Origin of the sequence: Streptomyces morookaense, assembly GCF_013030945.1 — a bacterium.
GTDB classification, from domain to species: Bacteria; Actinomycetota; Actinomycetes; order Streptomycetales; family Streptomycetaceae; genus Streptomyces; species Streptomyces morookaensis.
Window position 1 is genome coordinate 28,232 of sequence record NZ_JABBXF010000065.1, and the last position, 20,023, is coordinate 48,254.

Here is a 20,023-nt window from a genome sequence, read left to right on the forward strand (position 1 = left end):
CCGCCCCGTCGCAGACCGCTGCCGCCCCCACGCGGCATCGCCGTCGCGGCCCTTGCGGTAGTCGCACGCCCTGCCAAGGCCACACCAAGGAGAGTCATCGAGCGATGGCCGGTCCCGCCTTCCGCGCCGCCGCCGTCCGAGTGCGCACCCCCGCCACCAGCGCAAACCTCGGTCCCGGCTTCGACGCCCTCGGCCTGTCCCTGGGTCTCTACGACGATGTCGTGGTCCGGGTGGCGGAATCCGGGCTGCACATCGACATCGCCGGAGAGGGTGCCGAGTCCCTCCCGCGCGACGAGAGTCATCTGCTCGTCCGGTCCCTGCGCACCACCTTCGACCTGCTGGGCGGCCAGCCCCGCGGCCTGGAGGTCGTCTGTGCCAACAGGATTCCGCACGGGCGGGGCCTGGGTTCCTCCTCGGCGGCGATCTGCGCGGGCATCGTGGCCGCCCGCGCGGTGACCATAGGCGGCGACGCCCGGCTCGACGACGCGGCGATGCTGGAGCTGGCCACCGAGATCGAGGGTCATCCGGACAATGTCGCGGCCTGTCTGCTGGGCGGATTCACGCTGGCCTGGATGGAGTCGGGAGTGGCCCGTGCCGTGCGGATGGACCCTGCGGATTCCATCGTTCCGGTGGTCTTCGTGCCGGCGAACCCGGTGCTGACCGAAACCGCACGGGGGCTGCTGCCGCGCACCGTCCCCCATGTGGACGCGGCGGCCAACGCGGGCCGCGCCGCACTGCTCGTCGAGGCCCTGACCAGGCGTCCCGAGCTGCTGTTGCCGGCCACCGAGGACAGGCTGCACCAGGAATACCGCACTCCGGCCATGCCGGAGAGCGTCGCCCTGGTCAATCGACTGCGTGCGGACGGGGTCGCCGCGGTCATCTCCGGTGCGGGCCCCACGGTGCTCGCACTGGTCGAGAACGGTGCGGCCGACAAGGTCGCACGGCTGGCGGGCGAGGGGTGGGCGGCCAATCGGCTGTCCCTCGACGCCGGGGGGACGAGCGTGCTGCCGCTCGCTTGACCTGTGCGTTCCGGGGAGGGGCCCCGGGGCCACGAAAAACGCGGTTGCCGGTCTTGGAGAGGGGGAATGTTTGTGGGATCCGGTAGTGTTAACCTCAAGTCTGCACCCGAAGTCGCATCGGCTCGGTGCTCTGTGTCCCGATCAGGGACCGCTTTTCTTCCGGGAGCCTCCCAAACTGCCTGAGCAGCCTGCCTGAGCAGATTCGAGCACGCTCCGGAATCGGCGTGGGCGACGTGAGTGAAGTAGTCGTCTTGTCTTCACTGATTTCTTCACGCCGGAACCAATGAACTGATTCTTCCGCCGTACCGGCGGACCACCGCCCCGGCCGGTCCGCACATCAGGACCGCAGCCGGACAGCACAACCGGTCGCCGAGCCAGACAGGCCGACGCCCGCTCCAGGGAAGGACCCCTTCGTGAGCGACACCACCGATCTGATGGGCGTGAATGCCTCCGCGCCCGCCACGGACGCTCCCGCTGCGTCCGCCACCGGTGCCACCACCGCCCCCAGGCGGCGCCGCTCGGGCACGGGCCTCGACGCCATGGTCCTGGCCGAGCTCCAGCAGCTCGCCTCCAGCCTCGGCATCAAGGGCACCGCGCGGATGCGCAAAGGCCAGCTGATCGAGGTCATCAAGGAGAAGCAGGCCGGCGGCAGTGCCGCGGCGCCCGCCAAGACCGAGGCCGACGCAGCAGCCGAGAAGCCCAAGCGCCGTACGACCTCCCGCGCCCGTACCGGTGACGCGGAGAAGGCCGCCGAGAAGGCCGCTGCCCAGCAGCAGATCGAGATCCCGGGCCAGCCCGGCGGGGACGAGGCCCCGGCCGGCGAGCGCCGCCGTCGGCGTGCCACCGCGCCCGCCGGCAGCCCCGAGCAGGCCGAGCAGGCCGCCGGCGGCGAGGACCGCGCCGAGGCCAAGGAGGCCAAGGCCGAGGCGGCGCTGGACAGCGCCGAGGGCAAGGCCGCCAAGGGCGGCGAGCGCCAGGAGCGCGGCGAGCGCGCCGAGCGCGGCCAGAAGGGCGAGCGCCGGGAGCGCGGCCAGCGCGACCGCGACCGCCGCGGCAACCGCGACGGCGAGGCCGGCCAGCAGGGCGGCCAGGGCCGTCAGCAGCGGGACAACCGCCCGCAGCAGGAGGACGACGACTTCGAGGGCGGCCGCCGTGGCCGTCGCGGCCGCTACCGCGACCGCCGTGGCCGCCGTGGCCGCGAGGACTTCGGCAACGAGCCGCAGGTCTCTGAGGACGACGTCCTGATCCCGGTCGCGGGCATCCTCGACATCCTCGACAACTACGCCTTCATCCGCACCTCCGGCTACCTGCCGGGCCCGAACGACGTCTACGTCTCCCTGGCCCAGGTCCGCAAGAACGGCCTGCGCAAGGGCGACCACGTCACCGGTGCGGTCCGCCAGCCCAAGGACGGCGAGCGGCGCGAGAAGTTCAACGCCCTCGTCCGCCTGGACTCGGTGAACGGCATGGCGCCCGAAACCGGCCGCGGCCGCCCCGAGTTCGGCAAGCTCACCCCCCTCTACCCGCAGGACCGTATGCGGCTGGAGACGGACCCGGGCGTGCTGACGACCCGCATCATCGACCTGGTCGCGCCCATCGGCAAGGGCCAGCGCGGTCTGATCGTGGCCCCGCCGAAGACCGGCAAGACCATGATCATGCAGGCCATCGCCAACGCGATCACCACCAACAACCCCGAGTGCCACCTGATGGTCGTCCTGGTCGACGAGCGTCCGGAAGAGGTCACCGACATGCAGCGGTCGGTCAAGGGCGAGGTCATCTCCTCGACCTTCGACCGCCCGGCCGAGGACCACACCACCGTCGCCGAGCTGGCCATCGAGCGCGCCAAGCGTCTTGTGGAGCTGGGTCACGACGTGGTCGTCCTGCTGGACTCGATCACCCGTCTGGGCCGTGCCTACAACCTGGCCGCCCCGGCCTCGGGCCGCATCCTGTCCGGTGGTGTCGACTCGACCGCGCTCTACCCGCCGAAGAAGTTCTTCGGTGCCGCGCGCAACATCGAGGACGGCGGCTCGCTGACCATCCTGGCCACCGCGCTGGTCGAGACCGGCTCGCGGATGGACGAGGTGATCTTCGAGGAGTTCAAGGGCACCGGCAACATGGAGCTCAAGCTCGACCGGAAGCTCTCGGACAAGCGCATCTTCCCCGCGGTGGACGTGGACGCCTCCAGCACCCGCAAGGAGGAGATCCTGCTGGGCGGCGAGGAGCTGTCCATCGTCTGGAAGCTCCGCCGGGTGCTGCACGCGCTCGACTCGCAGCAGGCCATCGAGCTGCTCCTCGACAAGATGAAGCAGACGAAGTCCAACGCGGAGTTCCTGATGCAGATCGCCAAGACCACGCCCGCCCCGGGCAACGGCAACGACTGATCCGCCGCGCAGGCACCGCAGCGCATTCCGGGCCCCCGCCACAGCCGTGGCGGGGGCCCGGCCCCTTTGTGATCTCCCTGTGACCTTTTGAGACATCCGCCACAGGCGCACCACTGGCAAACACGCGGTGGCAATCTCGCCAATCCGGCCGAAACCGCAGGTGACAGCGGTGCGCGCGGCCTGCGGAGCGGGGGAGCGGCCCCCGGTTTTCTAAGACGGTCCTCAGAACCCGTTGTGCAACCCTGTCGCAAGCTTCCCCGTCTGACTGGGGCAGCCGGACCAGCACGAAGGACTGAGGAGCGCATGGCCGACGAGAGCAGGAGCACGAGGGCGGAATCGGGCCGCCGCCGTGCCGGCGGGAAGCGCGGCCGGCGACGCAAGCCCCCGGAGCGCAAGAAGGGCTGGCGAATAGCCGGCTGGAGCGCCGTCGCCGTGCTGCTGGTGGGCGGCTCCGGACTGGGCTTCGCCTACTTCAAGCTCAACGGCAACATCAACGGCGTCGACATCAACGCCGCCCTCGGCAAGAACCGCCCGGCCAACATCGACAACGGCTCGCAGGACATCCTCGTCCTCGGCTCCGACTCCCGGGCCGGCGCCAACAGCGAGTACGGCCGGGACGAGGGCACCGCCCGCTCCGACACGGCGATGATCGTCCACATCTATGCGGGCCACAAGCAGGCCAGCGTTGTCAGCATCCCGCGGGACCTGATGGTCCCCCGGCCCGCGTGCAAGGCCCCGAGCGGCAAGACCGTCCCGGCCACCCAGCGGGCGCAGTTCAACGAGGCCTACACGGTGGGCGGCGCGCCCTGCGCCGTCGCGACCGTCGAGGCCATGACGAACATCCGCATGGACCACTACATGGAGGTCGACTTCGCCGGCTTCCAGAAGCTGATCGACCAGCTCGGCGGCGTCGAGGTCACCACCACCAAGGCCATCCACGACAAGTACAGCCACCTCGACCTGGACGCGGGCACCCACAAGCTCAACGGGGAGCAGTCCCTCGGCCTCGTCCGCACCCGGCACGGCGTCGGCGACGGCAGCGACCTGGGCCGGATCAAGGTCCAGCAGGCCTTCGTCAAGGCGCTGATCAAGCAGGTGAAGTCCATCGGCCTGTTCACCAGCCCCACCAAGCTGTACGGGATCGCCGACACCGCCACCAAGGCCCTGACCACCGACTCCGAGCTGGCCTCCGTGGACAAGCTGCTGGGCTTCGCCGAGGGCCTCAAGGGCATCGGCGCCGACGACATGCACATGGTGACGCTGCCGGTGGGCACCGACCCGCTCGACAGCAACCGGGTGGCCCCGATCAAGGCCGCCTCCCAGGAGGTCTGGGACGCGCTCCGGCAGGACAAGGAGATCCCCGAGTCCGCCCTCAAGGACGGCGCGGGCACGAAGACCGAGGCCGACAACGCGGTGAAGTAGCGGGCCGGGGCCCCGGGAATACCGGGGCCCCACCCCCCGTTTTGGGGGATGCGGCCAGTACTGGCAAACTGGTACGTCGGCCCCGGTTCACGTACGGCAATCCCGCCTCTACGACCCGGTGCCCTCCCGAACCTAGGAGAACCCCTTGAAGCGCGACATCCACCCGGAGTACGTGGAGACCCAGGTCAGCTGCACCTGTGGCGCCTCCTTCACCACCCGTAGCACGATCGCCGGCGGCGCCATCCGCGCCGAGGTCTGCTCCGAGTGCCACCCGTTCTACACGGGCAAGCAGAAGATCCTCGACACCGGTGGCCGTGTGGCGCGGTTCGAGGCCCGCTTCGGCAAGAACGCCGGGTCGGCCAAGAAGTAGCGACCCGCAGGCGCCGGTTCACGGTCGCCCTTCGCATGCGAGGGGCGACCGGACCGGCGCTTTCGCGTCCAGCAGGCCCCACTTCCGGTGAAGGAATCTTGATGTTCGAGGCAGTCGAGGAACTGATCGGCGAGCACGCCGACCTCGAGAAGCGGCTCGCCGATCCCTCCGTGCACACGGACCAGGCGAACGCCCGCAGGCTCAACAAGCGCTACGCCGAGCTGACCCCCATCGTCGGCACGTACCGCGCCTGGAAGCAGACCGGGGACGACATCGACACCGCGCGCGAGTTCGCCGCCGACGACCCCGACTTCGCCGCCGAGGTCAAGGTGCTGGAGTCCCAGCGCGAGGTGCTCACCGAGAAGCTGCGCCTGCTGCTCATCCCGCGCGACCCCAGCGACGACAAGGACGTCATCCTGGAGATCAAGGCGGGCGCGGGCGGCGACGAGTCCGCCCTGTTCGCCGGCGACCTGCTGCGCATGTACCTGCGCTACGCCGAGCGCGTCGGGTGGAAGACCGAGATCATCGACTCCACCGAGTCCGAGCTCGGCGGCTACAAGGACGTCCAGGTCGCGGTGAAGACCAAGGGCAACGCCACCCCGGAGCCCGGCCAGGGCGTCTGGGCCCGGCTGAAGTACGAGGGCGGGGTGCACCGCGTCCAGCGCGTGCCCGCGACCGAGTCCCAGGGCCGCATCCACACCTCCGCCGCCGGCGTGCTCGTCACGCCCGAGGCCGAGGAGATCGACGTCGAGATCAACCCCAACGACCTGCGGATCGACGTCTACCGCTCGTCCGGCCCCGGCGGCCAGTCCGTCAACACCACCGACTCGGCCGTGCGCATCACGCACCTGCCGACCGGTGTCGTCGCCTCCTGCCAGAACGAGAAGAGCCAGCTCCAGAACAAGGAGCAGGCCCTGCGCATCCTGCGCTCCCGGCTGCTGGCCGCCGCGCAGGAGAAGGCCGAGGCCGAGGCCGCGGACGCGCGCCGCAGCCAGGTCCGCACCGTCGACCGCTCCGAGAAGATCCGGACGTACAACTTCCCGGAAAACCGGATCTCCGACCACCGCGTGGGGTTCAAGGCGTACAACTTGGACCAGGTGCTCGACGGCGAACTGGACGCGGTCATCCAGGCCTGCGTCGACGCCGACTCGGCCGCGAAGCTCGCGGCCACCAGCTGACCACCGGGCCGTGCTGCCCGAGGCCCGGCCCGAAAACCCCGGAACGACCGTGACGACGCGAGAGGGAACACCGTGAACCTGCTGCTCGCCGAGGTGGCGCAGGCCACCCAGCGGCTGGCCGACGCCGGCGTGCCCTCCCCGCGCTTCGACGCGGAGGAGCTGGCCGCCTTCGTGCACGGCGTCAAGCGGGGTGAGCTGCACATGGTCGCCGACGCGGACTTCGACGCCCGCTACTGGGAGGCCGTCGCCCGCCGCGAGGCCCGCGAGCCGCTGCAGCACATCACCGGCCGCGCGTTCTTCCGCTACCTCGAACTCCAGGTGGGCCCCGGCGTGTTCGTGCCCCGCCCGGAGACCGAGTCCGTGGTCGGCTGGGCCATAGACGCCGTCCGCGCGATGGACGTGGTCGAGCCCCTCATCGTCGACCTGTGCACCGGCTCCGGGGCCATCGCCCTCGCCCTCGCGCAGGAGGTGCCCCGCTCCCGGGTGCACGCCGTCGAGCTGGACGAGACCGCCCACGGCTGGGCCGCCAAGAACGTCGAGGGCTCCAGGGTCACGCTGCACCACGGGAACGCCCTCACCGCGCTCCCCGAGCTCGACGGCCAGGTCGACCTGGTCATCAGCAACCCGCCCTACATCCCGCTCACCGAGTGGGAATACGTCGCACCCGAGGCCCGCGACCACGACCCGGAGCTCGCCCTGTTCTCCGGCGAGGACGGCCTCGACACCATCCGCGGCCTGGAACGCACGGCCCACCGCCTGCTGCGCCCCGGCGGCGTCGTCGTCATCGAGCACGCCGACACCCAGGGCGGCCAGGTGCCGTGGATCTTCTCCGAGGAGTCGGGCTGGGCGGACGCGGCCGACCACCCCGACCTCAACAACCGCCCGCGGTTCGCGACGGCCCGGAAGGCCATGCCGTGACCGCGGCCCAGGGAACCGACAGCTTCGCGAAGGAGATGTGATGGCACGGCGATACGACTGCAGCGACGCGACCGACCGCAAGACCGGTCTGCGCGAAGCGGCCGCCGCGGTCCGCCGCGGCGAGCTGGTCGTGCTGCCCACCGACACCGTCTACGGCATCGGTGCGGACGCCTTCAGCCGCGAGGCCGTCGGCGGCCTGCTCCAGGCCAAGGGCCGTGGCCGCGGCATGCCCTCGCCCGTCCTCGTGGGCTCCCCCAACACCCTGCACGGGCTGGTCACCGACTTCTCCGAGCAGGCCTGGGAGCTCGTCGACGCCTTCTGGCCCGGCGCGCTGACCCTCGTCGCCAAGCACCAGCCCTCGCTCACCTGGGACCTGGGCGAGACCCGCGGCACCGTCGCCGTGCGGATGCCGCTGCACCCGGTCGCCATCGAGCTGCTCACCGAGTTCGGCCCCATGGCCGTCTCCAGCGCCAACCTCACCGGCCACCCGGCGCCGCAGTCCTGCGACGCCGCCCAGGAGATGCTCGGCGACTCCGTCTCCGTCTACCTCGACGGAGGCCACACCCCGGCGGACGTCCCGTCCTCCATCGTGGACGTCACCGGCCCGGTGCCCGTCCTGCTGCGCGCCGGTGCCGTGAGCGCCGAGCAGCTCCGCGAGGTGGTACCCGACCTCGAGGTGGCCAATTGATCGCCCCACAGGGGCGTGGCATAGCGGGACCGGACACCTCCGTCGGCACCTTCCGCATCCTCCACGTCAGCACCGGCAACGTCTGCCGCTCGCCCATCACCGAGCGGCTGACCCGGCATGCCCTCGCGCACCGGCTCGGCGACCCCTCCACGGGCGGCCTGGTGGTCGAGAGCGCCGGCACCTGGGGCCACGAGGGGGCGCCGATGGAGGCGCACGCCGCCACCGTCCTGGCCGACTTCGGCGCGGACCCGCACGGCTTCACCGGCCGCGAGCTCCTCGACGAGCACGTCATCCGCGCCGACCTGGTGCTCACGGCCACCCGCGACCACCGCGCCCAGGTCATCTCCATGGGCCACTCCGCGGGTCTGCGCACCTTCACGCTGAAGGAGTTCACCCGGCTGGTGCGGGCCATAGACCCCGCGACCCTGCCGGACCCCGAGCGCACCGGTGGCGTCGTCGACCGTGCCCGCGCCCTGGTGCAGGCCGCCGCCGCCCTGCGCGGCTGGCTGCTCGCCCCCAGCGCGGAGGCCGACGAGGTGCACGACCCCTACGGCGCCCCGATCACCTTCTTCCGCTCCATCGGCGACGAGATCAACCAGGCCCTGGACCCGGTGGTCACAGCCCTCACGGGAGTGCCCCGGCCCCGATAGGGCATGCAAGGCCGTACGGACATACAGTGGTGACAGACCCGCCGCCCACCGCTAGGAGCCGGCGATGTCCGTCACCCCCGCACCAGCAGCCCAGCGCAGCACCCCCGCATGGGGCACCGGCTTCGAGGCGCTGGTGCGCCAGGACCCCGAACTGGCCGGGCTCCTCCTCGGCGAAGCCGACCGGCAGGCGACCGGGCTGCAGCTGATCGCCGCCGAGAACTTCACCTCGCCCGCGGTCCTGGCCGTCCTCGGCTCGCCGCTGGCCAACAAGTACGCCGAGGGCTATCCCGGCGCCCGCCACCACGGCGGCTGCGAACTCGTCGACCTCGCCGAGCGCATCGCCGTCGAGCGCGCCAGAGGCCTCTTCGGCGCCGAGCACGCCAACGTCCAGCCGCACACCGGCTCCTCCGCCGTGCTGGCCGCCTACGCCGCGCTGCTGCGTCCCGGTGACACGGTGCTGGCCATGTCCCTCCAGCAGGGCGGACACCTCACCCACGGCTCCCCGGCCAACTTCTCGGGCCGCTGGTTCGACTTCGTCGGCTACGGGGTCTGCCGGGACACCGGCCTCATCGACTACGACCAGGTGCGCGACCTGGCCCGCGAGCGCCGGCCCGCCGCCATCGTGTGCGGCTCGATGTCCTACCCGCGGCACCCCGACTACGCCGCCTTCCGGGAGATCGCCGACGAGGCGGGCGCCGCCCTCATCGCCGACGCGGCGCATCCCATCGGGCTGGTCGCCGGGGGAGCCGCGCCGAGCCCGGTCCCGTACGCCGACATCGTCTGCGCCACCACCCACAAGGTGCTGCGCGGGCCTCGCGGCGGGCTGGTCCTGTGCGGTGCCCGGCTGGCGGAGCGGGTGGACCGGGCGGTCTTCCCGTTCACCCAGGGCGGCGCCCAGATGCACGCGGTCGCCGCGAAGGCGGTCGCCTTCGGGGAGGCCGCCACCCCGGCCTTCACCGCCTACGCCCACCAAGTCGTGGCCAACGCCCGCGCTCTTGCCGCCGCCCTGGCCTCGGAAGGCCTCGTCATCGCCACGGGAGGCACCGACACGCACATCATCACGGCCGACGTCTCCCCGCTCGCCCTGGAGGCCCTCACGGCCCGCCGCCGGCTCGCCGCCGCGGGCATCGTGCTGGACACTTGCGCCCTGCCGCACGGCCGGGCCCGCGGCCTGCGGCTGGGCACCGCGGCCCTCACCAGCCAGGGCATGCGGGAACCCGAGATGATGCGGGTCGCCACCCTGCTGGGTGCCGCGCTGCGCGGTGAGGGGAAGGAGTCCGGGATCAGAGCGGAGGTCGCCGAGCTGGCCGGAAACTTCCCCCCGTATCCGCCGCACATGTGATCATTTGGCGCCCCCGGCAACCACCCGCGGAGCCCTTGCGTCTTCCCCGGCATTCACGGATCGGGGGCGGACGCGAATATGGTGTGGGGCTGTGATGTCCGGCGAGATTCCTGGGGCAGCCCGTGCGTGAATACCTGCTGACGTTGTGCGTCACCGCGGCAGTCACCTATCTGCTGACGGGTCCGGTGCGGAAATTCGCGATCGCGGCCGGCGCCATGCCGGAGATCCGCGCCCGCGACGTGCACCGCGAACCGACGCCACGGCTCGGCGGTATCGCCATGTTCGGCGGACTCTGCGCGGGCCTGCTGGTCGCCGCGCACCTGGCCAATCTCAAACCCGTCTTCGAGCTGTCCAACGAGCCGCGCGCGCTGCTCTCGGGCGCCGGGCTGATCTGGCTGCTCGGCGTCCTCGACGACAAGTGGGGCGTGGACGCGCTGGTCAAGCTGGGCGGCCAGATGATCGCGGCCGGCGTGATGGTCCTGCAGGGCCTGACGATCCTGTGGATCCCCGTCCCCGGCGTCGGCAATGTCTCGCTCACCCCCATGCAGGGCACGCTGCTCACGGTGGCGCTGGTCGTCATCACCATCAACGCCGTGAACTTCGTCGACGGTCTCGACGGCCTGGCGTCCGGCATGGTCTGCATCGCCGCCGCCGCGTTCTTCGTCTACGCCTACCGGCTCTGGTACGGGCACAACCTGGAAGCGGCCGCTCCGGCCGCGCTGTTCGCGGCCGTGCTGATGGGCATGTGCCTGGGCTTCCTCCCGCACAACATGCACCCCGCCCGGATCTTCATGGGCGACTCCGGCTCCATGCTCATCGGCCTGGTGCTGGCGGCCGGCGCGATCTCCCTGACCGGGCAGCTCGACCCGGACGCCCTCAAGCTCTTCGAGGGATCCGAACGGGCCGCCGTGCAGGCCACGGTGCCGGTCTACATCCCGCTGCTGCTGCCGCTGACGGTGATCGCGGTGCCGGTCGCGGACCTGCTGCTGGCCATCGTCCGGCGCACCTGGAAGGGCCAGTCGCCGTTCGCCGCCGACCGCGGGCACCTGCACCACCGGCTGCTGGAGATCGGGCACTCGCACAGCCGGGCGGTGCTCATCATGTACTTCTGGTCGGCGCTCATCGCCTTCGGCACGGTGGCCTACTCGGTGCAGTCGGCCAGTGTGTGGATCCTGCTGGTCATCACCGCACTGAGCGCGGTCGGCCTGGGCCTGCTGCTGATGCCGCGGTTCACCCCGCGGGCACCGCGGTGGGCGGAGCGGTTCGTTCCGCCGCGCTACCGCCGACGGGCCGTCCCGCCGGAGGCGGCTCCGGAGGGCGCCGTTCCGGGGGAGCCGCGCGAGCCCGTGCCGGCCGGCCTGCACGGCGCGACCGCCATCGGGGACCGCTCCCGTTTCACGCGCACCAGTACGCACCACGGGTAACCATGGGTAAAGTCCGCCTCTAGCAGACGAACTGGCAGTCCGTCAGCCCGTCGACCAGGGGGTTGACCCTTGAGTGTGACGCGTGGCACACGAACCAGGTAAAGACCTCATCAAATAGTTTGTGATACCGTTCACTAAACCCGGTGCTAGAGGCGAAGGGCCCGATGAAATCGCTGCGCGGCGGCCCTTCGTCGCAGAGTCGTCTCTGATTCCCGGGGATACGCTCGCCCACGACGAATCGTTGCTTCCGACCTTCGCCGGAGAACCCTTCATGCAGTCCAACGACGCCCGGACCCTTCTTCAGTGCGCCGTCCCGACCGCCGTGAGCGGGATCATCGCCGTCGCCGCGGCCCTGGTGCTCGCCGGGGGCAAGGGCGGCATCGGTGCTGCCGTCGGCACGCTCCTCGCGGGCGGCGTGATGGCCATGGGCCTGATCGTCCTCCAGCGGACGGCGAAGCACCTTCCGCATCTCTTCCAGTCGATGGGCCTCGTGCTCTTCATGACGCAGTTCCTGCTCGTCGCCGTCTTTCTGGCGGTCTTCAAGCACACCACGCTGTTCGACACCAAGGCTTTCGCCTTTGCCCTGCTCGCCGCGGTCCTCGTGTGGATCGCGGCGCAGACGCGTGCCCACATGAAGGCCAAGGTCCTGTACGTGGATCCGGAGTCCGGTGATGCGCAGAAGCCTGCGCCCGCCGGTTCTCCCTCATGAGAGGTAGGGCCGCGATAAAGGCTCCTGTGCTCACCTGCTATCGTCCGGTGCCATCTGAGGTGCAGCGGACGAAGGCAGCCGGAACCCCGAGTCCCGGGGGAGAGAATCGGCCGCCCGTGCAGCTGACGCCTGCGATGTCTTCCGGCCGCCGGCCGACCTGCCGCACCCCCATCCGTAAGACCAGTCCAGTGCCGTTCCGTGGCTGCACGCCGCGCCGACACAACGAGGTTGCCGTACCTATGCGCCACGCTGAAGGAGCTCGCGGTGAGTGCTGACCAGATGCTCGCCTTCGAGACCGATTGCCACATCTTCGATGGGTGCGGCTTCCCGGCCCCAGGGCTCCACTCGTTCGTCTTCAAGCCGCTCTTCTCGATCGGCGGATACGACTTCAACAAGCCGATGCTGCTCGCCCTGCTGGGCTCGATCGCCATCATCGGTTTCTTCTGGGTGGCCTTCGGCAAGGCGAAGGTGGTGCCGGGCAAGCTGCAGATGGTCGGCGAGGCCGGTTACGACTTCGTTCGCCGCGGCATCGTCTACGAGGCGCTCGGGAAGAAGGAGGGCGACAAGTACGTCCCCTTCATGGTCTCCCTGTTCTTCTTCGTGTGGATCATGAACCTGTGGTCGATCATTCCGGTCGCCCAGTTCCCGGTCACGTCGATCATCGCCTTCCCGGCGGGCCTCGCCCTGATCGTCTACGTCCTGTGGATGTACCTGACCTTCAAGAAGCACGGATTCACCGGCGGCCTGAAGAACATCACCGGCTATGACAAGTCGCTCGGTGGCATCCTGCCGATGGTCGTCGTCCTCGAGTTCTTCTCGAACGTCCTGGTCCGGCCGTTCACCCACGCGGTCCGACTCTTCGCCAACATGTTCGCCGGCCACCTGCTGATCGTGATGTTCACCATCGCCAGCTGGTACCTGCTGAACGGCATCGGCATCGCCTACGCCGGTGTCTCGTTCGTGATGACCATCCTGATGACCGCCTTCGAGCTCTTCATCCAGGCCGTCCAGGCGTATGTGTTCGTGCTGCTGGCCTGCAACTACGTGCAGGGCGCGCTCGCCGAGCACCACTGAGCCCCACCTCACCCAGACCCACTGACCGTCCGGTGGCCAACCCCCACCGGTCCGTGAAAGAGAAGGAAGAACCGGCATGTCCGCTCTCCAGACCCTTGCCGCCGACGGCGTCACCGGCTCCCTCGGCTCCATCGGCTACGGCCTCGCCGCGATCGGCCCCGGCGTCGGCGTCGGCATCATCTTCGGCAACGGCACCCAGGCGCTGGCCCGTCAGCCCGAGGCGGCCGGCCTGATCCGCGCCAACCAGATCATGGGTTTCGCCTTCTGTGAGGCGCTCGCCCTGATCGGCATCGTCATGCCGTTCGTGTTCGGTAAGTAATCACTGCTTGCTGACACACCTTTTCGACGAAAGGCACTGATGTGAACGCCCTGGCACAGCTGGCGGCCGAGGAGATGGAGAACCCTCTCCTCCCGCCGATCCCAGAGCTTGTCATCGGCCTTGTCGCCTTCCTCATCGTCTTCCTGTTCCTCGGCAAGAAGCTCCTCCCGAACATCAACAAGGTTCTGGACGAGCGCCGGGCGGCCATCGAGGGCGGCATGGAGAAGGCCGAGGCCGCCCAGGCCGAGGCTCAGCAGGTACTCGAGGACTACCGGGCTCAGCTCGCCGACGCCCGCCACGAGTCCGCGCGTCTGCGCCAGGAGGCGCAGGAGCAGGGCGTCGCGCTGATCGCCGAGATGCGGCTCGAGGGCCAGCGGCAGCGTGAGGAGATCATCGCTGCCGGTCACGCCCAGATCGAGGCCGACCGCAAGGCCGCTTCCGCCTCGCTCCGTCAGGACGTCGGCCAGCTGGCCATCGACCTGGCGGGCCGGATCGTGGGCGAGTCCCTGCAGGACTCCGCCCGTCAGGGCCGGACCATCGACCGCTTCCTCGATGCCCTCGAGGAGAAGTCGGTGGACATGACGAAGGCCGAGGCGAAGCGATGAGCCTTGCGAGCCGCGAGGCCCTGGCCTCTGCACGGGAGAGCCTCGACGCGCTGGCGGACAACACGTCCGTGGACGCGGCGAAGCTGGCGGACGAACTCGCCGCCGTCACCGCACTGCTGGACCGCGAGGTGTCGCTGCGCCGGGTCCTGACCGACCCGGCGCAGGCCGGCGAGGCCAAGGCCGATCTGGCGAAGCGCCTGCTGTCCGGTCAGGTCGGCGGCGAGTGCGCCGACCTGGTGGCCGGCATGGTGCGCCTGCGCTGGTCGCGCTCGCGCGACCTGGTGGACGCCATCGAGGAGCTGGCGAGCAGCGCCGACCTGATCGCCGCCGAGCGGCAGGGCGTGCTGGACGATGTCGAGGACGAGCTGTTCCGCTTCGGCCGGATCGTCGCCTCGGACTCCGCACTGCGCTCCGCGCTGACCGACAAGGTCGCCGACCGGGCCGCGAAGGCGGCCCTGGTGCACCAGCTGCTGGACGGCCGGGCGAACCCGTTCACCGCGCGGCTCGTCGACCGCCTGGTGACCGTGCCGCGTGGCCGTAGCCTGGAGGCAGGGCTCAACGCCCTCTCCAAGCTCGCCGCGGAGCGCCGGGACCGCACGGTCGCGGTGGTCACCTCGGCGGTGCCGCTGGACGACCGGCAGAAGCAGCGCCTCGGCGACGCCCTGGCGAAGCTCTACGGGCGTCGCGTCCACCTCAACATGGACGTCGACCCCGAGGTCATCGGCGGCATCCAGGTGCGCATCGGCGACGAGGTCATCAACGGCACCATCGCGGACCGCCTCGCCGAGGCGGAACGGCGGATGGCCGGCTGACCGGCGACCAACTCAAGAGCATGACTGACGGCCCGGGTTGGGCCGACGGTGTCCTCCGGGGGAACTCCCCCGGGGAAGAAATACTTCGGGCCCAACAAGGAGAGCAGGGAACCCAGATGGCGGAGCTCACGATCCGGCCGGAGGAGATCCGGGACGCGCTGGAGAACTTTGTCCAGGCGTACAAGCCGGACGCGGCCTCGCGCGAGGAGGTCGGTACGGTCAGCGTTGCCGGCGACGGCATCGCGAAGGTCGAGGGCCTTCCCTCGGCCATGGCGAACGAGCTGCTGCGGTTCGAGGACGGAACCCTCGGTCTCGCCCTCAACCTCGAGGAGCGCGAGATCGGTGCGGTCGTCCTCGGCGAGTTCAGCGGCATCGAGGAGGGCCAGCCGGTGCAGCGCACCGGTGAGGTGCTCTCCGTCGCGGTGGGCGAGGGCTACCTCGGCCGCGTCGTCGACCCGCTGGGCAACCCGATCGACGGCCTCGGCGAGATCACCGGCATCGAGGGCCGCCGCGCCCTCGAGCTGCAGGCCCCCACGGTCATGCAGCGCAAGTCGGTCCACGAGCCGATGGAGACCGGCTACAAGGCCGTCGACGCCATGACCCCGGTCGGCCGCGGTCAGCGTCAGCTGATCATCGGTGACCGGCAGACCGGCAAGACCGCGCTGGCCGTCGACACGATCATCAACCAGCGCGACAACTGGCGCACGGGCGACCCGAAGAAGCAGGTCCGCTGCATCTACGTCGCCATCGGCCAGAAGGGCTCCACCATCGCGTCGGTGCGTGCGGCGCTGGAGGAGGCCGGCGCCCTGGAGTACACGACGATCGTCGCGGCTCCCGCGTCCGACCCGGCCGGCTTCAAGTTCCTCGCCCCGTACACCGGTTCGGCCATCGGCCAGCACTGGATGTACCAGGGCAAGCACGTCCTGATCGTCTTCGACGACCTGTCCAAGCAGGCCGACGCCTACCGCGCCGTCTCCCTGCTGCTGCGCCGCCCGCCGGGCCGTGAGGCCTACCCGGGTGACGTCTTCTACCTGCACTCGCGTCTGCTGGAGCGCTGCGCCAAGCTCTCCGACGAGATGGGTGCCGGTTCGATGACCGGTCTGCCGATCGTCGAGACCAAGGCGAACGACGTCTCGGCGTTCATCCCGACCAACGTCATCTCCATCACCGACGGCCAGTGCTTCCTGGAGTCGGACCTGTTCAACGCCGGTCAGCGCCCCGCGCTGAACGTCGGTATCTCGGTCTCCCGTGTCGGTGGCTCCGCCCAGCACAAGGCCATGAAGCAGGTCTCCGGCCGGCTCCGCGTGGACCTCGCCCAGTTCCGCGAGCTGGAGGCGTTCGCCGCCTTCGGTTCCGACCTGGACGCGTCCTCCAAGGCGGCGCTGGAGCGCGGCAAGCGCATGGTCGAGCTGCTGAAGCAGGCGCAGTACGCCCCGTACTCCACCGAGGACCAGGTCGTCTCCGTCTGGGCCGGCACCACCGGCAAGATGGACGACGTTCCGGTCGAGGACATCCGCCGCTTCGAGCGCGAGCTGCTGGACTACCTGCACCGCGAGCACAAGGGCCTCATGACCAGCATCCGTGAGGGCGGCAAGATGTCCGACGACACGCTGCAGTCCGTGGCCGACGCGATCGCAACGTTCAAGCAGCAGTTCGAGACCGCGGACGGCAAGCTGCTGGGCGAGGGCTGAGCATATGGGTGCCCAGCTCCGGGTCTACAAGCGACGGATCAAGTCCGTCACTGCGACCAAGAAGATCACCAAGGCGATGGAGATGATCGCCGCCTCGCGCATCGTCAAGGCGCAGCGCCAGGTGGCCGCATCCACTCCGTACGCCAGTGAGCTCACCCGGGCAGTGACCGCGGTTGCCACCGGCTCCAACACCAAGCACGCCCTGACCACCGAGGCGGAGAACCCGGTCCGGGCCGCGGTGCTGCTCGTCACGAGCGACCGCGGTCTGGCCGGCGGCTACTCCTCGAACGCCATCAAGACGGCCGAGCGGCTCACCGAGCGGCTCCGTGCCGAGGGCAAGGACGTCGTCACGTACATCGTCGGCCGCAAGGGCGTCGCGTACTACGGCTTCCGTGACCGCCCGGTGGTCGAGTCCTGGACCGGCTTCACCGACAGCCCGACCTACGCCGACGCCAAGCGCGTGGCCGGTCCGCTGATCGAGGCCGTCCGTCAGGACACCGCCGAGGGCGGCGTGGACGAACTGCACATCGTCTTCACCGAGTTCGTCTCGATGATGACGCAGACGCCGGTGGACAACCGCCTGCTGCCGCTGAGCCTCGAGGCCACGGCGGAGGAGACGGAAGCCGCCACGGGCAAGATCCTTCCGCTGTACGAGTTCGAACCCTCGGTGGAAGGCGTGCTCGACGCGCTGCTGCCGCGGTACGTCGAGTCCCGGATCTACAACGCGCTGCTGCAGTCGGCTGCTTCCGAGCACGCCGCCCGCCGCCGTGCGATGAAGTCCGCGACCGACAATGCGGAAGAGCTCATCAAGTCGCTGACGCGGCTTGCCAATGCGGCCCGACAGGCCGACATCACCCAGGAAATCAGCGAGATCGTCGGTGGCGCCAGCGCCCTGGCCGACGCGACCGCGGGGAGTGACAAGTAATGACGACCACTGTTGAGACGGCCGCCGCCACGGGCCGCGTCGCGCGGGTCATCGGCCCCGTCGTCGACGTGGAGTTCCCCGTCGACGCGATGCCGGAGATCTACAACGCCCTGCACGTCGAGGTCGAGGACCCGGCGGTCGAGGGTGGCAGGAAGACCCTGACGCTCGAGGTCGCGCAGCACCTCGGCGAGGGCCTCGTGCGCTCCATCTCGATGCAGCCCACCGACGGTCTGGTCCGCCAGGCCCCGGTGACCGACACGGGCACGGGCATCACCGTCCCGGTCGGTGACGTGACCAAGGGCAAGGTGTTCAACACCCTGGGCCAGGTCCTCAACGAGGACCCGGCCTCGGTCGAGGGCTCCGAGCGCTGGTCGATCCACCGCAAGGCCCCGGCCTTCGACCAGCTCGAGTCCAAGACCGAGATGTTCGAGACCGGCCTGAAGGTCGTCGACCTGCTGACCCCGTACGTCAAGGGCGGCAAGATCGGTCTGTTCGGTGGTGCCGGTGTCGGCAAGACCGTTCTGATCCAGGAAATGATCATGCGTGTGGCGAAGCTGCACGAGGGTGTTTCCGTGTTCGCCGGTGTCGGTGAGCGCACCCGTGAGGGCAACGACCTCATGGTCGAGATGGAGGAGGCCGGCGTTCTCGACAAGACCGCGCTGGTCTTCGGTCAGATGGACGAGCCCCCGGGCACCCGTCTGCGCGTCGCCCTGGCCGGTCTGACCATGGCGGAGTACTTCCGCGATGTGCAGAAGCAGGACGTGCTGTTCTTCATCGACAACATCTTCCGCTTCACGCAGGCCGGTTCCGAGGTCTCGACCCTGCTCGGCCGCATGCCCTCCGCGGTGGGCTACCAGCCGAACCTGGCCGACGAGATGGGCATCCTGCAGGAGCGCATCACCTCGACCCGTGGTCACTCGATCACCTCGATGCAGGCGATCTACGTCCCCGCGGACGACCTGACCGACCCGGCCCCGGCGACCACCTTCGCCCACCTGGACGCCACCACCGTTCTGTCGCGTCCGATCTCGGAGAAGGGCATCTACCCGGCGGTCGACCCGCTGGACTCGACGTCCCGCATCCTGGACCCGCGCTACGTCGCGCAGGACCACTACGACACCGCCATGCGGGTCCGCGGAATCCTGCAGAAGTACAAGGACCTCCAGGACATCATCGCGATCCTCGGTATCGACGAGCTGGGCGAAGAGGACAAGCTGGTCGTCCACCGCGCCCGTCGCGTCGAGCGCTTCCTGTCGCAGAACACCCACGCGGCGAAGCAGTTCACCGGTGTCGACGGTTCGGACGTTCCGCTGGACGAGTCCATCGCCGCGTTCAACGCGATCTGCGACGGTGAGTTCGACCACTTCCCGGAGCAGGCCTTCTTCATGTGCGGTGGCCTCGAGGACCTGAAGAAGAACGCCAAGGAGCTGGGCGTCTCCTGAGCCTTGTGCTCGGCGTCCGGGGGTGGGGCAGTCCCGCCCCCGGACGTCACGTCCCCTATTCTTTGACCCAACACCTGCCGCGCCCGGCAGGTGGAGACCCGAGGAGCCACGTTGGCTGCTGAGTTGCACGTCGAGCTGGTCGCGGCGGACCGAAGCGTCTGGTCCGGCGAGGCCACTCTGGTCATCGCGCGTACCACATCGGGTGACATCGGCGTCATGCCCGGCCACCAGCCGCTGCTCGGTGTGCTGGAGTCCGGCCCGGTGACCATCAAGACCGCCGAGGGCACCGTGGTCGCCGCGGTGCACGGGGGTTTCATCTCGTTCGCCGACGACAAGCTCTCGCTGCTCGCCGAGATCGCGGAGCTGGCCGACGAGATCGACGTCCAGCGCGCCGAGCGTGCGCTGGAGCGGGCCAAGTCGGAGGCGGACGCCGCCGCCGAACGGCGCGCGGATGTCCGGCTGCGTGCGGTCGCGGGGCACTAGGGCCGCGACCGACCATCGATACGTCCCTCAGCCGCGGGCCGCACTGGATCTTCCAGGGCGGTCCGCGGCTGAGGCAATACAGGTGCAGTTGCTCTAGATGATGCGAGGAGGTCGGTGGAGATGGTCCTCGCTCTGCTCGTGAGCGGCATCGTCGTACTGCTGGTGGTACTGGGGCTCTTCGTCTTCGGGCTGCGGAGACGGCTCATCCAGCGGTCCGGCGGGACCTTCGACTGCAGTCTGCGGTGGAACGTCCCCGAGGACGACCCCGAACCCCTCGGCAAGGGCTGGGTGTACGGCGTCGCCCGCTACAACGGTGACCGGATCGAGTGGTTCAGGGTCTTCTCGTACGCCCCGCGCCCCCGGCGCATCCTGGAGCGCGCCTCGATCGAGGTGCAGGCGCGGCGCACGCCGCAGGGCGAGGAGGAACTGGCGCTGCTCTCGGACGCGGTGGTCCTGTCGTGCCTGCACCGTGGCACGCACCTGGAACTGGCGATGAGCGAGGACGCACTGACGGGCTTCCTGGCGTGGCTGGAGGCGGCGCCTCCGGGACAGCGGGTCAACGTGGCGTAGTGCC

At 69.9% G+C, this 20,023-nt stretch carries 20 protein-coding genes; all 20 read left to right on the forward strand.

Features of this window, described 5'->3' with window-relative positions:
- Positions 1 to 104 precede the first annotated feature (104 nt).
- The 20 genes from thrB to HG542_RS24885 all read left to right on the forward strand — a co-directional run bounded on the left by thrB (position 105) and on the right by HG542_RS24885 (position 20,019).
- Positions 105 to 1,019, forward strand: a complete 915-nt coding sequence (gene thrB, locus HG542_RS24790) for a homoserine kinase (RefSeq protein ID WP_171085077.1) — start codon at positions 105 to 107, stop codon at positions 1,017 to 1,019.
- A 413-nt stretch (positions 1,020 to 1,432) separates the two neighbouring features.
- Positions 1,433 to 3,397: a transcription termination factor Rho gene (rho, locus tag HG542_RS24795; RefSeq protein ID WP_171085079.1), complete on the forward strand. Its 1,965-nt coding sequence runs from the start codon at positions 1,433 to 1,435 to the stop codon at positions 3,395 to 3,397.
- 303 nt (positions 3,398 to 3,700) lie between these two features.
- On the forward strand, positions 3,701 to 4,819 hold the full coding sequence (locus HG542_RS24800; RefSeq protein WP_171085081.1) for an LCP family protein: 1,119 nt from the start codon (positions 3,701 to 3,703) through the stop codon (positions 4,817 to 4,819).
- A 145-nt stretch (positions 4,820 to 4,964) separates the two neighbouring features.
- Positions 4,965 to 5,189 carry a 50S ribosomal protein L31 gene (gene rpmE / locus HG542_RS24805; protein ID WP_171085082.1) on the forward strand — a complete coding sequence of 75 codons (225 nt, stop codon included), beginning with the start codon at positions 4,965 to 4,967 and terminating at the stop codon, positions 5,187 to 5,189.
- Between the two features lie 101 nt (positions 5,190 to 5,290).
- The gene (gene prfA, locus HG542_RS24810) at positions 5,291 to 6,367 is read left to right on the forward strand and encodes a peptide chain release factor 1 (protein WP_171085084.1); all 1,077 of its coding nucleotides are present in this window, start codon (positions 5,291 to 5,293) and stop codon (positions 6,365 to 6,367) included.
- 72 nt (positions 6,368 to 6,439) lie between these two features.
- Positions 6,440 to 7,285, forward strand: coding sequence for a peptide chain release factor N(5)-glutamine methyltransferase (gene prmC / locus HG542_RS24815; protein ID WP_171085086.1), 846 nt, complete (start codon positions 6,440 to 6,442; stop codon positions 7,283 to 7,285).
- A gap of 40 nt (positions 7,286 to 7,325) precedes the next feature.
- Positions 7,326 to 7,973, forward strand: coding sequence for an L-threonylcarbamoyladenylate synthase (locus tag HG542_RS24820; protein WP_171085088.1), 648 nt, complete (start codon positions 7,326 to 7,328; stop codon positions 7,971 to 7,973).
- Positions 7,970 to 8,623: an arsenate reductase/protein-tyrosine-phosphatase family protein gene (locus HG542_RS24825; protein ID WP_171085089.1), complete on the forward strand. Its 654-nt coding sequence runs from the start codon at positions 7,970 to 7,972 to the stop codon at positions 8,621 to 8,623. Before HG542_RS24820 ends, HG542_RS24825 begins: the two co-directional genes overlap by 4 nt.
- A gap of 64 nt (positions 8,624 to 8,687) precedes the next feature.
- Positions 8,688 to 9,965, forward strand: coding sequence for a serine hydroxymethyltransferase (gene glyA / locus HG542_RS24830; RefSeq protein WP_171085091.1), 1,278 nt, complete (start codon positions 8,688 to 8,690; stop codon positions 9,963 to 9,965).
- 122 nt (positions 9,966 to 10,087) lie between these two features.
- Positions 10,088 to 11,389: an MraY family glycosyltransferase gene (locus HG542_RS24835; protein ID WP_229922513.1), complete on the forward strand. Its 1,302-nt coding sequence runs from the start codon at positions 10,088 to 10,090 to the stop codon at positions 11,387 to 11,389.
- Positions 11,390 to 11,660: 271 nt separating this feature from the next.
- The gene (locus tag HG542_RS24840; protein WP_171085093.1) at positions 11,661 to 12,098 is read left to right on the forward strand and encodes a Cg1360 family ATP-synthase-associated protein; all 438 of its coding nucleotides are present in this window, start codon (positions 11,661 to 11,663) and stop codon (positions 12,096 to 12,098) included.
- Between the two features lie 264 nt (positions 12,099 to 12,362).
- On the forward strand, positions 12,363 to 13,172 hold the full coding sequence (gene atpB / locus HG542_RS24845; protein WP_494487497.1) for a F0F1 ATP synthase subunit A: 810 nt from the start codon (positions 12,363 to 12,365) through the stop codon (positions 13,170 to 13,172).
- A gap of 76 nt (positions 13,173 to 13,248) precedes the next feature.
- Entirely contained in the window at positions 13,249 to 13,491 is a 243-nt protein-coding gene (locus HG542_RS24850; protein ID WP_171085095.1) for an ATP synthase subunit C-like protein, read from the forward strand.
- 41 nt (positions 13,492 to 13,532) lie between these two features.
- Positions 13,533 to 14,096: a F0F1 ATP synthase subunit B gene (locus HG542_RS24855; RefSeq protein WP_171085097.1), complete on the forward strand. Its 564-nt coding sequence runs from the start codon at positions 13,533 to 13,535 to the stop codon at positions 14,094 to 14,096.
- Positions 14,093 to 14,908: a F0F1 ATP synthase subunit delta gene (locus tag HG542_RS24860; protein WP_171085100.1), complete on the forward strand. Its 816-nt coding sequence runs from the start codon at positions 14,093 to 14,095 to the stop codon at positions 14,906 to 14,908. The genes HG542_RS24855 and HG542_RS24860 overlap by 4 nt, the downstream gene beginning before the upstream one ends.
- Positions 14,909 to 15,024: 116 nt before the next feature.
- Complete coding sequence (gene atpA / locus HG542_RS24865; RefSeq protein WP_171085102.1) at positions 15,025 to 16,599, forward strand: F0F1 ATP synthase subunit alpha; 1,575 nt, start codon at positions 15,025 to 15,027, stop codon at positions 16,597 to 16,599.
- A gap of 4 nt (positions 16,600 to 16,603) precedes the next feature.
- Entirely contained in the window at positions 16,604 to 17,524 is a 921-nt protein-coding gene (locus tag HG542_RS24870; protein ID WP_171085104.1) for a F0F1 ATP synthase subunit gamma, read from the forward strand.
- Positions 17,524 to 18,966, forward strand: a complete 1,443-nt coding sequence (atpD, locus tag HG542_RS24875; RefSeq protein ID WP_171085106.1) for a F0F1 ATP synthase subunit beta — start codon at positions 17,524 to 17,526, stop codon at positions 18,964 to 18,966. Before HG542_RS24870 ends, atpD begins: the two co-directional genes overlap by 1 nt.
- Before the next feature lie 111 nt (positions 18,967 to 19,077).
- Positions 19,078 to 19,449 (forward strand): F0F1 ATP synthase subunit epsilon, encoded by a 372-nt coding sequence (locus tag HG542_RS24880; RefSeq protein ID WP_171085108.1) that lies wholly within the window; start codon positions 19,078 to 19,080, stop codon positions 19,447 to 19,449.
- Between the two features lie 114 nt (positions 19,450 to 19,563).
- Complete coding sequence (locus tag HG542_RS24885) at positions 19,564 to 20,019, forward strand: DUF2550 domain-containing protein (protein WP_171085110.1); 456 nt, start codon at positions 19,564 to 19,566, stop codon at positions 20,017 to 20,019.
- The last annotated feature ends 4 nt before the right edge of the window (positions 20,020 to 20,023 follow it).